A 14,808-nucleotide genomic window follows, 5' to 3' on the forward strand; every position below is an offset into this window, starting at 1 on the left:
TGGGCGATTTGTTGGCTTTTCAAGTTTATAATGATGCTTTCATCCTCGCAAGAGGGCTATAATTGTTTCTAGAGAGGTTGAAAGATTGCAAGTGAATCACTGATAATGAAAAAAGTAATGGTTTTTACGGATTGATTATGCCCAAAGTTGCTGCTGTGCAAATGGTTTCGTCTGCCTCGATAAAGCAAAATCTCAAGCGCGTCGAACATTTTTTCAATCAAGCAAAGGAAGAGCAAGCTGATTTACTGGTACTGCCGGAAAATTTTGCGTTCATGGGCATGGAAGAAACGGATAAACTGCGTATTGCGGAAAAATATGGTGAAGGAGAAATTCAAGATAAAATTAGACAATTAGCCAAACAGTATGCTCTCTGGGTTATTGCAGGGACTATCCCCTTAGAGGGTCTAAATAAAAAGGTAAGAGCCAGTTGTTTAGTCTTTGATAATAGCGGATTTTGCGTTGCCCGCTATGACAAGATTCATCTCTTTGATGTTCGCGTTTCCGAGCAAGAAGCGCATCAAGAGTCCTTCACTGTTGAAAGAGGGGATGAATTAGTGGTTGTGGATACGCCGGTAGGACGTGTTGGTTTAACGGTTTGTTACGATTTGCGTTTTCCTGAGTTGTATCAACAATTATTACAAAGAGGGGCAGAACTCTTCACTGTTCCATCCGCTTTCACTGCAGTAACTGGCAGTGCCCATTGGGAAGTGCTATTAAGAGCACGTGCCATTGAGAATTTGTCGTATGTGATTGCTTCCAATCAAGGTGGACAGCATGAAAATGGCAGACAAACTTATGGTCATACAATGGTCATTGAACCGTGGGGAAAAGTGATCACTCAACACCAAGTGGGTGAAGGCATGATCACAGTAGATATCGATTTGCAACGCTTACAGCAACTTCGCCTGCAGTTCCCGAGTAATGAGCACCATGTGCTCTTGAACAGGTGATTTTTTAAAGGTAATAGTTATGACTCAAGCACTCGCTTTAGCAAAAGATTTATTATTAAAACCTGCTTCATTGGATGAATCCACTTTAGAAAAACTGATTCGTTCAATGATGAGCCGGCATATCGATGATGCTGATCTCTATTTTCAATGCAGTAGCTATGAATCGTGGTATTTAGAAGATTCTGAGGTTAAGAGCGGTAGCTATTCGCTTGATCGTGGCGTAGGAATTCGCGCAGTCAGTGGTGATAAGACGGGTTATGCTTATTGCGATGACATTCTACTTCCTGCCATGCAGCGTGCGGCTGAGGCGGCAAAATCAATTGCCTTTACCAGCCATAAACAGAGCCAATCCATTCAAATTGCCAGTGCTCCCATCACCCGTTACGAAGCATTAAATCCGCTGGAAGGCATGACTAAACCTGAAAAGATTGCTTTGCTCGAAGCGATCGATCGAGAGGCCAGGCGCGTTGATCCCCGAGTGATTCAAGTGAATGCCTCATTAAGTGGTTGCTATGAAGTGGTCATTGTCGCAGGCATGCAAGGAGAAATGATCGCAGATATCAGGCCATTAGTCAGTGTCAATGTCAGTGTGATTGTTGAAGATAAAAATGGTCGTCGAGAATCAGGTCGCTCAGGTGGCGGTGGACGTGTCGCTTATTCCTATTTCACTGAAAAAGAAACAGCACTTGAGTATGCGCGCGAAGCGGTGCGAGAGGCCTTGGTTAATTTGGAAGCTGAAGAAGCTCCTGCAGGAACAATGCCTGTGGTTTTGGGACCCGGATGGCCTGGTGTGCTGCTGCACGAAGCAGTAGGCCATGGTTTAGAAGGTGATTTTAATCGCAAAGGATTATCGGCTTTTTCTGGGCGGCTGGGTCAGCAAGTTGCGGCGAAAGGGGTTACGGTGGTTGACGATGGTACTTTAAAAGACAGAAGGGGCTCTCTCACCATCGATGATGAGGGTACACCTTCCCAATGCACCACTTTGATTGATGATGGTGTATTGGTTAATTATATGCAAGATAAGCTCAATGCCAAGCTGATGAATATGAAACCGACTGGTAACTGCCGACGTGAATCCTATGCTCATTTACCAATGCCTCGCATGACGAATACCTACATGCTTGCAGGCGCTCATTCTCCTGAAGAAATCATTCGTTCAGTGAAACGCGGTTTATATGCAGCCAATTTTGGGGGTGGACAAGTGGATATTACCTCTGGCCAGTTTGTCTTTTCAGCGAGTGAAGCTTATCTCATTGAAGACGGTAAAATCACTAAGCCAGTAAAAGGCGCTACTTTAATTGGCAACGGCCCTGAAGTGATGAAAAAAATTTCCATGATTGGCAACGATTTGTCCCTTGATAAAGGGATAGGCGTGTGCGGTAAAGACGGTCAATCAGTGCCTGTTGGTGTGGGTCAGCCGACGTTAAAAATTGATGCGTTGACCATTGGGGGAACATCGCGCAGGTAGACATGCAAAAAACTGATAAAAAGTAGCAACGGTCTTGAATTTTTCAATTCAAGACCGTGTTATTTCTGTCTCGGGTTACTCTAACCCTTTATTCGCCAATTTAATCAACAACATCTTAATCTCAAGAATACGCTCTTCATGAGTCGTGCTATCCAAATTAAAACGTAGACGAGTAGGGCCTTCCATTTGGTAACGTTTAGGTTGTAATTGGATAAGATTAATTAAAATACCCGGATCAATTTCGGGTTTTTCACTGAACTCAATTTTTCCATTTTGCTGAGCTGCATTTATTTTATTAATGCCTAATTGTGTAGCGAGTAATTTAAGCTCGGTTACCAGAAGTAAATGCTTAGCGGGTTGTGGCAATAAGCCAAAACGGTCGATCATTTCAATTTGTAAATCGCGCAGTTCTTCTTTATTTTTTGCGTTTGCAATTCGTTTATACATGATGAGACGTGTATGCACATCGGCAATGTAATCTTCAGGAAGAATCGCACTTAGGCGAAGATCTATTTCAGGTCCTTGATGAATGGGGGCGGCTAATTCAGGTGTTTTACCTGATTTCAAATCATGAACTGCTTTATCAAGCATTTCCATGAATAAATTAAACCCTATGGCTTGCATATTACCGCTTTGATCTTCACCCAATAATTCACCAGCGCCCCGTATTTCCAAATCATGGGTTGCCAAAGTAAAACCGGCACCTAAATCCTCTAAAGAGACAATTGCTTCTAGGCGTTTGACTGAATCGGCGGTCAGTAATTTCTTATTGGGTGTGAGCAAATAAGCATAGGCTTGATGATGAGAGCGGCCCACGCGGCCACGGAGTTGATGAAGCTGGGCCAGACCAAATTTATCCGCGCGATCGATAATAATAGTATTTGCTGTGGGGATATCAATACCTGTTTCAATGATCGTTGTGCAAACTAAGACATTAAAGCGATGATGATAAAAATCAGACATGATTCGTTCTAATTCTCTTTCACGCATTTGACCGTGCGCGCTACGAATTTTGGCTTCGGGTACGAGTGTTTGTAAATCTTGAGACACCCGTTCAATAGTTTGCACATTATTGTGAAGAAAATACACTTGTCCACCACGCAGAATTTCCCGCAAAATGGCTTCTCGTAACACAGAGTCGTTTTTTTCTTGCCAAAATGTTTTAATGGCTAAACGCTTTGCTGGCGGCGTGGCAATCAATGAAATATCGCGGATTCCAGCCATGGCCATATTCAGTGTGCGAGGAATAGGGGTGGCCGTCATCGATAAGATATCCACATGAGTGCGTAACGCTTTGATGTGTTCCTTTTGTTTGACGCCAAAACGATGCTCCTCATCAATTATGAGTAGTCCTAAATTTTTAAAGGCAATGTCTTTGGAGAACAGTTTATGAGTACCGATGACAATATCAACCTGTCCACTCTTTAAGGATTCAATGACTTTTTCGGATTCTTTCGCACTGCGAAACCGTGATAGTAATTCAATATTCATTGGGAATTGCGCAAATCGGTCACGAAACGTTTCGAAATGTTGAGCAGCCAAAAGAGTGGTAGGGACTAAGACACAGACTTGCTTGCCATTTTGCACGGCCAAAAAGGCAGCGCGCATCGCTACCTCTGTTTTACCGAAACCGACATCACCACAGATGAGCCGATCCATTGGACGCGGGGATTGCAGATCCCCAATAATTTGCTCGACCGCACGCAGTTGATCGGGGGTTTCAGAAAAAGGGAAGTCACTTGCAAAGCGTTGATATTCAGCGACATTGAACTCATAGGCGAATCCGGGTTTCGCTTCCCGTTTGGCATAAATTTCCAATAACTCAATGGCTACATCATGAATTTTTTCTGCGGCTTTTTTCTTCTCTTTTTGCCATTGGTCGCTCCCTAGTTTATGCAATGGAGCGTGTTCACTGTCCATACCCGTGTAACGGCTGATGAAATGCAACGAAGTCACTGGAACATAAATTTTATCGTCACCGGCATAAGCCAGTACCAAAAATTCATTCGCAGTGTCATTACTTTCAATGGTCTTAAGCCCTTGATAGCGGCCGACCCCAAATTGTAAATGAACTACTGGTGCGCCTATTCTAAGTTCTGCCAAATCACGAATAATTAAGTCAGGATCCACTGTTTTTTGGCCACTTCGTCGCTGTGGAATTGCTTGTTCTCCAAACAATTGCGCTTCAACGATAATGGTTACATTCTGCTCAATCAGTTCGGCGCCATCAATCAAGGGACCGGTGAGGATATTAAGAGGTGCGGAATCGGTAAGAAAATCTTGCCAAGAATTTTGTATTTTAGGATTTATCTCACTTTGTCGAAGTAAATCCAATAAGACTTCTCGTCGACCAGCACTTTCCACGACCAGCAGGAAGCGGTTTTCTTTGTCTTGCAAATAAGCGCTAAGTTTATTTAGGGGTTGATTGCTTTGACGCTCGATAGGAAGGGGTGGGGCTTTGCCGATGTTAAAATTAAATAAGGCCCCTTTTTTCTCCACGGATTGATGGTAGCAGCGTAATTGTTGATATTGCTTAGCTAAAGTGAGTAATTCGGTAGGTGTTAAAAAGCAAGCATTTGGCGGAAGGATAGGGCGAGAAATATCATAATTCCGCTGTTCATACCGGGCAGACAATTCTTGCCAAAAATCTTCTGCTTGCTTAGGGATCGCTTCAATTAAACAGACTGATGCATCAGTAGGTAAATAATCAAAAAATGTGGCGGTGCTTTCAAAAAATAAAGGCAGATAGTATTCAATGCCTGAGGGAAATTGCCCATCACTCACCGCTTCATAAATAGGACATTGGCTAGGATTTCCTGAAAATCGCTCTCTGAATGCGCGACGAAATAAGGTGATGCTTTGCTCATTTAATGGAAATTCACGTGCGGGAAGCACCTGGATTTCAGAAATTTTGCTGACTGTACGCTGTGTTTCCGTATCAAATTGGCGCAAACTTTCTATGTCTTCGTCAAACAGTTCAATGCGGAATGGCATTGAACTTCCCATAGGATAAACATCAATAATTGCACCACGAATAGCAAATTCACCGTGCTCGAGCACTTTGTTGACACTGTGATAGCCTGCTTGAGTGAGCTGATGGCGAAAATGGTCTAAATTTAAAGTCTGACCTTCTTTTAATACTAAAGCATGGTGATGTAAAAATTGGGGAGGGCAGAGCCGGTGCATTAAGGTACTGACAGAACTAATGACAATTGCATTGGCACTTTGCTGCAAGCGGCTTAAGGTCGATAAACGTTGGGAAATAATGTCTTGATGAGGTGAAAATTGATCATAAGGCAATGTTTCCCAATCAGGAAAAAATAATAATTCTTGCTTATCGGTCTCTCCAATGAAAAATCGCAGTTCTTCTAAGAGTTGCCCTGCAGTCAAATTGTCAGGGGTAATTAATAACTTTATTCCTGCTTTTTCTTGGCAAAATTCAGCAATGGCCAAGGGAAGACTACAGCCGTAAAGTTGTCCCCAAGTTTGTCGATGATCGATGGGAGGATGTTTGAGTATCAAAGTTGCCATACCATGCTTTGCTTGTCGCCGTTAATGAGGCGCAAAAGTATACTATAAAAGAAGCCTATCAACACGTTTTCGTTACAGCATTAAGTAACTCATAAGATAGCTTGTCGCTAAACCAGCTAGCAATCCAAATAAATGGCCCTCCCAGGAAACGCCTTTTTTACTGGGAAAAATACCAAAGAAAATACCGGCGAAATAGTACAAACTAATGATGCCGAGAATAATGGCGGTCAATGTGCCTTGTTGCACAATATCACTGACCAGTAATCCCCAATACCCAGTAATGAGAGAACTGGCGCCAACATGAATGCCTGGTTTTGCAAAAAGCCATATTAAAACGCCACTGAGTAGGGTGATGATCACTGTCACCCATAAAAAATACGTTAGCCCATTGACCAAAATAAAATTACTCAAAACCAGCAAAGGGATGGAGTTAAAAAAAAGATGATTGAAGTTTGCGTGGAGTAAAGGGGCGAATAGGATGCCAGGAAGACCCAAAATATGGCGAGGGATGATTCCCAGAAAAAGTAAGCGCTTACCCATCAGTGCATTCAAAATAAAAACAAGCCAAGGAACAAGCAAAATAATCAAGAGCGTGTGCCAATTAGCTTGAGTCTGATTAATGATCTGATCTAAGCTGGCAGTTAATTGATCAAGCATCATACCTAAAGATCCATAACAGCGTATTAAATAATGGTCGCTTCCGGTTGTAGTAAGGAATTTTCAGCTTCGAGCAAAGCCTCTTTCTCAACGACCTGACACAAAAGGTTACCTCTGGCTAATCGCACGTTGATAGCATCACCCAAATTGACCTGTTGGCTATCAAAAAGAACTGAATTGCGATAAGTGGCTAGAGCATATCCTCTGTCCAGTGTAGCCAAGGGACTGACTGCATGCAAGGTTGCCATCTGCATCGTCAATTTTTGCTTCATCCGATTAAATTTGTTGAGCAAGGTTTGATAGAGCTGTTGTTCCAGCCTTTGTACTTTTGCTTTGGATTGTTGCAGTATCGCCATGGGATTTTTAGCATGTAGGCGGCTTTGAAAAAGGTGCAATTTCTTATGTTGCTGGTGCAAGAAACCCTGCATACGGTGATTAAGTTGCTGTTCCAGAGAGTCAATCGTTTGCCAATGGGTTGCAATCAGTTGGGCAGGGGATAAAAATTTGGCAATTTGATGAGCTAATACCAGTTGCTTATGGTCGATGAATTGATGAATTGCCCTTAACAGGCGTTTTTCAAGCGCAAAAAACGTATTTATCAAATCAGTCTGGTGGGGTGTTACGGCTTCGGCTGCTGCGGTGGGAGTGGGTGCTCTTAGATCAGCAACAAAATCAGCAATGGTAAAGTCAGTCTCATGGCCCACGCCGGTAACAATTGGAATGACACTATTGCTGATGGTCAAAGCCAGCTGTTCATCATTAAAAGCCCATAAATCTTCAATGCTACCGCCTCCGCGTGCAAGGATTAAGACATCGGCTAAATTCTCCTGATTTGCTTTTTGAACCGCTCTTATTAATTGTTGAGGCGCTTCTCTGCCTTGAACTTCACTGGCATAAATCCTAACAGCAGCGAAAGGGAATCGTCGTTTTAAGGTGGTTAAAATGTCCCTTAAGGCAGCCGCAGAGGGGGAAGTGACTACACCAATGATTGAGGGAAAAAGAGGTAATTTCTTTTTGCGCGATTGATCAAACAAACCTTGCGTTTGCAGCTTTATTTTTAATTGCTCAAATTGGCGATACAGCTCGCCTAAACCCGCTTCACTCAATGCATGAACAATAAGCTGATACTCACCTCTCGCTTCGTACAGGCTTAATTTCCCTGTGGCGATGACTTGTTGGCCATCCTTGAAATTTTTGCTCGTTGCATCATGATGATTACGAAAATAAACACAGCGCAATTGGGCGGTTGAATCCTTTAATGTAAAATAGAAATGACCAGAAGTGGGTTTAGATAAGTTCGATATTTCTCCGATGACCGCAACTTGACCTAACTCTATTTCTAACCATGAGCGAATTTGGCGGTTAAGCTGGGTGACTGTGAGCGTATTTTGGTCTGGTTGCATAATATACTATAGTTTTAAAGTACGGTTAATTAGGAGGTTTTATGATTAAGGAAATATCTAGTGCAGAAATGCCTGAAGAAATACCTGTACCTCCCATGAACGATCCACCCTTGCCCGAACCTTTAGAACCTAATCCTAATGAAAGTCCTGAACCTGAGCCAGTAAAAACCCCGGAACCCTCTGATGACAAATCCTAGAACCAATGAAATCCTCGTGCCATTAGGCCAAGAACCCCTAAAAGGCTGAGAAGAACAAAAGCGAGAATCCATTTAAAGTTGGAATCGATTCGAGAATCTAGCTTTTCTATTCGCGATTCGACTGTGTTAATCGAGCATCCATTTTCTTTCGAGATTGTCGAGCTCTAGTCAATCTGATCAAATTTTCGGTCTATTTGATCAAACCTTTTCTCCATGCGCATCAAAGTTTGATGAAAATCATCATTCTTTGGCTCCAAAAGCATGATTCTTACTTCTGCGCTTGAGATCATGTCTTTATGGTTGGTCTTTGCCATGTAACCTTATTAAACTCTCCAAATTTAATTATATACTTTTCTTTTTTGGCTCTCCATAGCTTTTCTAAGGAATCGCAAAATGCCAATCCATCTGTTTGGACAATTCTTCCAACATGATTTCACCCCGAATGCTATTTCCTTTAGGGTTAACTCTTGGGCTTAGCACGACAATCCCTGCTTTGCGCGGAACCACGGCAATAGTATAACCCGAAACCCCGCTTTTTGCTGGCATTCCGGTTTTAACCATATGGGTGCCGGTTTCATCATATAAACCGCAAGTAGCCATGATCGCGAGAGTAATTTTACAGGTTTCTATTGAGATAATTTGCTCACCACTGACAGGATCTTGACCTGCATTAGCCAGTAAAGTAGGCAAGTAAAGCATTTGTTCTAACAGGGCCTCATACGAGCATAAAGCAAAATATAAATCGAGAGTTTCATTAACGGGCGCACCTAAATTTTTTCGGCTTTGAAGTAGGTAAGCCAGGGAGCGATTGCGATCCCCTGTCCTTTTTTCGGAAGCAAACACCAAAGGGTTAATGCTAAGTCGCTGATTGAATAATTTTTGTACCCAATGCTCTAGCCAGGCAAATTGCGCTTCACCCACACCAGGAATATGCGAGCAAAGCGTGATTGCGCCTGCGTTTAACATGGGATTAGAGGGTTTAGGTCCAAATTGCTCAAGGCGAGTAATGGAAGCAAAATCGTCTCCAGACGGTTCAACTTTAACCCATTCAAAAAGCTGTTCTGCCCCGAATTCTTCAAGAAGCCCAATGAGGGGAATAAGTTTTCCTGTACTTTGTAGCGTAATTGGCAGCAAAGGCATATTGCTATATGAAACCATCGCGTCGTTAAGCGGATTAATCGCTACTGCGGTTAAGTCTTTATTCACATTAGCCAGCTCAGGAATATAATTAGCTGTATCTCCTGCTTGGCTCTCTTCCGCTTTTTTCACTAACTGTTTAAGAAGATCGAGGGTTACTTTATTTTGTGCCATAAATTCTCAGCTATGAAACTAGAAAGAGGGTAATTATGCTAAATTTAGCACAGTAAAACAAATATATAACCACTCCGAATGAAGTGCGGTTACTTTTTAACCCATAAACTCTTTCAGTTTTGCACCAATATCGGGTGCTCGCATTAGACTTTCCCCAATCAGAAAAATGTTTATTCCGTTTTCTTGCATTAATTGGATATCCTCATGCGTGTTAATACCGCTTTCAGTAACCAACATTTTATCGGGCGGAAGATACTGGACTAATTCGAGACTCGTTTTAATATCGGTAACAAAGCTGTGTAAACTGCGGTTATTCACTCCCATTAAAGGCGTCGGCAATTGAAGCGCGCGTTCAAATTCCTCAAGGGTATGACTTTCCACCAAAACCGCCATTTTAAGCGTTTGTGCCAATTGACAATAATCCTGAAGCTGTTTGTCATCAAGCATAGCAACAATTAATAAAATACAATCGGCACCCAATGCCCGACTCTCATAAATTTGATAGGGATCAATAATAAAATCCTTACGTAGGACGGGTAGTGAGGAGTGTGCCTTTGCCAGTGATAAATACGCAGGGGAGCCTTGAAAAAAGTGAACATCAGTGAGCACTGAGAGACAGCTTGCCCCGTGTTCTTCGTAAATTTTTGCAATGGATGCTACATCAAAGTCAGCTCGAATCAATCCTTTACTCGGTGAAGCTTTCTTAATTTCAGCAATGATTGCGGGGCTTTTGTGCTGTAAACCACCGATAAAATCGCGAATGGGTTGCATTTCACGATGAATTAAACTGTCTAAAGAGGTTGTCTTTTTTGCAAATTCCACTTCTTGTTTTTTGTGCTCAGCAATGCGATTTAAAATACTGTTCATGATTTGCCTGTCAGCGTTCGAGTTAATTCTTTTAGTCGGGTGAATCGTCGTGCTGCCTCGCCGCTGTCGATAGCCAACTCAGCTTTTCTTACGGCTTCAGCATAACTTTCTGCAAGCTCAGCACAATAAAGAGCGCTTGCTGCGTTTAATAAAACGATATCCCGTGCTGGACCTCGAGTGCCATTGAACACTTCATCGGCAAGAGCAAGGCTTTCGGCAGGGGAGTCAACGATGATGGCATCCAGTGTCGCATGAAAGCAACCGTGTTCTTTGGGATCGATAGACCAATGCTTAAAGTGGCCATGGTGATATTCAACCACATCGGTAATGGCAGCAATACTGACTTCATCCATGCCATCGTGCGAATGAATGACTAACGCTCGTTCTCTGCCTAAATTAGCAAGAACTTTAGCGAGGGGCTCTAGCCAGTGTTTAGCAAAGACTCCCATCACTTGTTTTTTAACCCGTGCGGGGTTAACCAAGGGACCTAGGATATTAAATAAGGTTCGTATTCCAAGCTGCTGCCTGACTTGTCTGGCATGTTGCATGGCTTGATGAAAATGAGGGGCAAATAAAAAGCTAATGCCGCATTGCTGCATGCATTGCGCCAATTGGTCATCGGTGAGGTAAAGTTCAAACTCTGCTTGGAATAGTAAATCGGCACTACCGCTTCGTCCGGACACGGAGCGACCACCATGTTTCGCGACATGTGCGCCCGCTGCTGCAGCAACAAAACTGCTGATAGTGGACACATTAAATGTGTTTTTCCCATCACCGCCAGTCCCGACAATATCGATGAGATCGTCGCCTAAATCGATGCAGTGAGCAAATTCCATCATGACTTTTGCAGCGGCAGTGAGTTCGTCAACGGTTTCGCCTTTCTTACGCATTAAAACCAAAAAGGCTGCAAACTGAGCATCAGTTAAATCGCCGCGCATACAGGCATGCATCAATTCCTGCATTTGGGAAATGGTTAAATGCTCATCCGCAATCAGTTGTTCTAAGAGATTATTTATTTTCATGGTGTAGAAATTGAGCCAAGAGCTTCATGCCGTATTCAGTTAAAATCGATTCAGGATGGAATTGTAGACCATAAAGCGGATATTGACGATGAGATATTGCCATAATTGTTTGTTGAGCCCAAGCGTCGATAGCAAAGCAAGGGGGTAGTGTTTTTATATCCACAGCGAGAGAATGGTAACGTGTTGCTTTAAATGGACTTGGAAGATTACGAAAAAGACCTTGTTTATGGTGATGAATGCGTGATGTTTTCCCATGAATGATTTCTGGCGCTTGAATAATGGAAGCACCAAAACTGTGAGCAATGCATTGATGCCCTAAGCAAACCCCTAAAATAGGAATGCGTTGATAAAAATGCTGAATTGCTGTCAATGAAATCCCAGCCGCTTCAGGCCCTTTAGGCCCTGGGGAAATGACCAGGTATTCAGGTGATAACTGTTCTATTGCTTCTATGGAAGTGTCATCGTTCGTAAAAACACGAACGTCTTGCCCCAAGCATTGAAAGTATTGCACGAGGTTGTAGGTAAAGGAGTCGTAATTATCAATGAGAATTAACATAGTCGATCTTTATTAAAGCTAAATTATTGCCATGGGCCAGGAGGTCCTTTGCTTTGCTCGGGATGACAATATTGTGACCCCGAGCGGGTGCCAGGAGGTCCCTCGCTTTGCTCGGGATGACAATATCGTGATCCGAGCGAGAGTCAGGAGGTCCCTCGCTTTGCTTGGGATGACATATCGTGACCCCGAGCGGGTTCCAGGAGGTTCCTCGCTTTGCTCGGGATAACATATCGTGGCCCCGAGCGGGTTCCAGGAGGTTCCTCGCTTTGCTCGGGATGACAATATCGTGACCCCGAGCGAGTGCCAGGAGGTCCCTCGCTTTGCTCGGGATGACATATCGTGGCCCCGAGCGGGTTCCAGGAGGTTCCTCGCTTTGCTCGGGATGACATATCGTGGCCCCGAGCGAGAGTCAGGAGGTCCCTCGCTTTGCTCGGGATGAGATATTGTCGTCCCGAACGTGAGTGAGGGATCTCCTTGTGCAAAGGAGCCTTGCGCAGTGCGCTGAAATTATAATGAGAATTCTTCCCCCAAATAAACCGCGCGTACCTGCTGATTATCGAGAATTGCCTTAGGGGTGCCTTCACACAGTATTTTACCTTGACTCACAATATACGCTCTTTCACAAATATCGAGTGTTTCTCTCACATTATGATCGGTAATGAGTACGCCAATATTTTTATCACACAGATGCGAAATAATCCGTTTGATATCTAAAACAGAAATGGGATCTACTCCAGCGAAGGGTTCATCCAATAAAATAAAGGTGGGTTCAATGGCCAAAGCGCGCGCGATTTCGACGCGTCGTCGCTCTCCTCCTGAAAGGCTCATTCCCAAGCTATGATACAAGTGGGTAATATGAAACTCGTCCAGCAATTGCTCTAATTTGTCTTTACGCGCTTTATTGTCTAAATCTTCCCGCAATTGCAGAATAGATAAGATATTATTGGCCACAGATAATTTGCGAAATACAGAAGCCTCCTGGGGCAAGTAACCAATACCCATGCGCGCGCGTTGATGCATGGGAGCTTTCGTCAGATCATTATTATCGAGAATGATTTGGCCTTCGTCACACGATTGCAGGCCGACAATCATATAAAAACAAGTCGTTTTGCCTGCACCATTAGGCCCAAGCAAACCGACACATTCGCCGCTGCGAATATTGATGCTCACATCATTGACCACAGTGCGCGTTTTAAATGACTTTTTAAGATGGCGTGCTAACAGCTCACTCATAATTATTTCTCAGGATGGAAAATAATGGTTGTTCGTGCTTTTCCATCACTTTTAGAGACCACATGTTGCTTAAGTGTATCATAACTGATCTTGGGTGCGGAGAAAGAATTTTCACCTTGCACTACCCGGGCGTTACCAATTAATTCAATCAAATGCTGGTCAGGATGGTAGCGGATCACATCGGCATAAGCGTGCAGGGGTGGTTTATTAAGTTCAGTCAGAATCCAAAAATGGGCTTGTTCCTTTTGGTCGCCATTGGCTATGGCTAACACCAGCTTATTTTGCGCATTTCCTTCAGTAATGGCATTTGCTGCCCGCAGATGAGAAGACCCTTGATCGAGCTGCACATGCCCTATGAATTCTCCGCGGTGCGTTTGCTGATTCAAATCTGCTGTATCCGCCGACAGTTCAACCGGTTTTTCACGATCCTCAGGTAATGCGAAACACAGAGGGGTTGCTAATAACAACAGGAGTAGGGCAATAAATTTTAAGAGTGGAGTTTTAAGCATCATCTTTTTTCGGCTCAAAAGTTGCACGTGCTTGACTCAATTGCACCCGTTTATCAGCAAGATAAACTTTGATCCCTTCAGAATGTACAGTTCTACCTGGTTGTTCAAAATGAACGGTGGTTTCTGAAGTGGCTAATTTATCTTTTGGAAGATAGGTGAGTTCCTCCGTTTTTAGTGTACTTTCCTGATTATGTTCACCCTGATTTTGATGAATGAGCACGTCATTAGTAAAAATAATTCGCTCTCCACCATGGATTGCTTGTGCTTGCTTTGCACTAATTTCCCAAGCCGGCTGATTGGCTTCCGAGAGAGCTAGGCGTGGTGAAGCGAAAAAATGCATATTGTTGTTTGGAATATGTTGTACTTCAGGAGAAAGCAAAAAATTAGTAAGTTTTCCGTTGTAATCAAATTGCTTCACGGAAAGATTAGTAATCATCATATCGGGCGAGTTAGAGAGTGTTGTATCATCAAGCCGGGTTACCGACCGCGAACTTGCATAATACCAACCAGAGCAGGCTAACGCGACTAATAAACAAAACAGCCAAGCCGCTTGCTTTGCTGCATTCATGATGTCAAATACCTTGCTAGAGCCATTTCGTAAACCTGCTTGGCATTAAGAATAAGGTCACAAACTTCCCGCACTGCACCGCGACCTCCCGCTTGCTCCGTTTGCCAAACAGCAAATTCTTTCACTTGATCAACTGCATTGGCTACCGCGACGCCAAGGCCAACTTGCCGAATAATGGCTAAATCAGGGAGATCGTCTCCAATGTAGGCAAATTCCTCGTTTTTTAAGCCTAAACGCAGCTTAAGCTGGTTAAAAGCATCATTTTTGTCAACCTGTCCCTTAAAATAATGTTGAATACCCAGCTGTTTCATGCGGTGATCAATAACCGCATTTTGCGAAGTGGTAATGACTGCCACTTGAATGCCTGCTGCCATAAGAAATTTTAATCCCATGCCATCTTGAACATAGAATGTTTTTAATTCGTTTCCAAAATTATCGATGTAAAGGAGGCCATCTGTTAAAACCCCGTCCACATCACAGATTAGGCATTTTATATTTTTTGCTTTTTCTAATAATTCATTCATTCTTTCAACGTC

The 14,808-nt window shown here is 43.2% G+C and carries 14 protein-coding genes; 3 read left to right on the forward strand and 11 right to left on the reverse strand.

Going from position 1 to position 14,808, the window contains the following annotated elements; genetic code table 11:
• Window positions 1-137 precede the first annotated feature (137 nt).
• Together B5D33_RS11760 and tldD are read left to right on the forward strand one after the other, a co-directional pair.
• Window positions 138-950: a carbon-nitrogen hydrolase family protein gene (locus tag B5D33_RS11760; RefSeq protein ID WP_058453167.1), complete on the forward strand. Its 813-nt coding sequence runs from the start codon at window positions 138-140 to the stop codon at window positions 948-950.
• 19 nt (window positions 951-969) lie between these two features.
• On the forward strand, window positions 970-2,418 hold the full coding sequence (gene tldD, locus B5D33_RS11765; RefSeq protein ID WP_058453168.1) for a metalloprotease TldD: 1,449 nt from the start codon (window positions 970-972) through the stop codon (window positions 2,416-2,418).
• Between the two features lie 75 nt (window positions 2,419-2,493).
• Here tldD and mfd read toward each other — a convergent pair whose 3' ends face one another.
• From mfd to xseA, 3 genes are all read right to left on the reverse strand, one after another.
• On the reverse strand, window positions 2,494-5,949 hold the full coding sequence (gene mfd, locus B5D33_RS11770; protein WP_058453169.1) for a transcription-repair coupling factor: 3,456 nt from the start codon (window positions 5,947-5,949) through the stop codon (window positions 2,494-2,496).
• Between the two features lie 72 nt (window positions 5,950-6,021).
• On the reverse strand, window positions 6,022-6,606 hold the full coding sequence (locus tag B5D33_RS11775) for a rhomboid family intramembrane serine protease (protein WP_058453180.1): 585 nt from the start codon (window positions 6,604-6,606) through the stop codon (window positions 6,022-6,024).
• Window positions 6,607-6,632: 26 nt separating this feature from the next.
• Complete coding sequence (gene xseA / locus B5D33_RS11780; RefSeq protein ID WP_058453170.1) at window positions 6,633-8,009, reverse strand: exodeoxyribonuclease VII large subunit; 1,377 nt, start codon at window positions 8,007-8,009, stop codon at window positions 6,633-6,635.
• Between the two features lie 41 nt (window positions 8,010-8,050).
• Here xseA and B5D33_RS16645 point away from each other — a divergent pair, with 41 nt between their 5' ends.
• On the forward strand, window positions 8,051-8,206 hold the full coding sequence (locus tag B5D33_RS16645) for a hypothetical protein (RefSeq protein ID WP_156415022.1): 156 nt from the start codon (window positions 8,051-8,053) through the stop codon (window positions 8,204-8,206).
• Between the two features lie 378 nt (window positions 8,207-8,584).
• Here B5D33_RS16645 and glsA read toward each other — a convergent pair whose 3' ends face one another.
• The 8 genes from glsA to B5D33_RS11825 all read right to left on the reverse strand — a co-directional run bounded on the left by glsA (window position 8,585) and on the right by B5D33_RS11825 (window position 14,796).
• Window positions 8,585-9,517: a glutaminase A gene (gene glsA / locus B5D33_RS11785; RefSeq protein ID WP_058453171.1), complete on the reverse strand. Its 933-nt coding sequence runs from the start codon at window positions 9,515-9,517 to the stop codon at window positions 8,585-8,587.
• 96 nt (window positions 9,518-9,613) lie between these two features.
• Window positions 9,614-10,384, reverse strand: coding sequence for an indole-3-glycerol phosphate synthase TrpC (trpC, locus tag B5D33_RS11790; protein WP_058453172.1), 771 nt, complete (start codon window positions 10,382-10,384; stop codon window positions 9,614-9,616).
• A complete protein-coding gene (gene trpD, locus B5D33_RS11795) occupies window positions 10,381-11,406 on the reverse strand; it encodes an anthranilate phosphoribosyltransferase (RefSeq protein WP_058453173.1) in 1,026 nt (341 codons plus the stop codon). Before trpD ends, trpC begins: the two co-directional genes overlap by 4 nt.
• Window positions 11,393-11,962 carry an anthranilate synthase component II gene (locus tag B5D33_RS11800; protein WP_058453174.1) on the reverse strand — a complete coding sequence of 190 codons (570 nt, stop codon included), beginning with the start codon at window positions 11,960-11,962 and terminating at the stop codon, window positions 11,393-11,395. The genes trpD and B5D33_RS11800 overlap by 14 nt, the downstream gene beginning before the upstream one ends.
• A 507-nt stretch (window positions 11,963-12,469) precedes the next feature.
• Window positions 12,470-13,195, reverse strand: a complete 726-nt coding sequence (gene lptB, locus B5D33_RS11810; protein WP_058451979.1) for an LPS export ABC transporter ATP-binding protein — start codon at window positions 13,193-13,195, stop codon at window positions 12,470-12,472.
• A 2-nt stretch (window positions 13,196-13,197) separates the two neighbouring features.
• On the reverse strand, window positions 13,198-13,704 hold the full coding sequence (gene lptA, locus B5D33_RS11815; RefSeq protein WP_058451980.1) for a lipopolysaccharide transport periplasmic protein LptA: 507 nt from the start codon (window positions 13,702-13,704) through the stop codon (window positions 13,198-13,200).
• On the reverse strand, window positions 13,697-14,272 hold the full coding sequence (gene lptC / locus B5D33_RS11820; protein ID WP_058451978.1) for an LPS export ABC transporter periplasmic protein LptC: 576 nt from the start codon (window positions 14,270-14,272) through the stop codon (window positions 13,697-13,699). The genes lptA and lptC overlap by 8 nt, the downstream gene beginning before the upstream one ends.
• The gene (locus B5D33_RS11825; protein ID WP_058451977.1) at window positions 14,269-14,796 is read right to left on the reverse strand and encodes a KdsC family phosphatase; all 528 of its coding nucleotides are present in this window, start codon (window positions 14,794-14,796) and stop codon (window positions 14,269-14,271) included. Before B5D33_RS11825 ends, lptC begins: the two co-directional genes overlap by 4 nt.
• Between the last annotated feature and the right edge of the window lie 12 nt (window positions 14,797-14,808).

This window comes from Legionella maceachernii, from assembly GCF_900167045.1.
GTDB lineage: Bacteria > Pseudomonadota > Gammaproteobacteria > Legionellales > Legionellaceae > Tatlockia > Tatlockia maceachernii.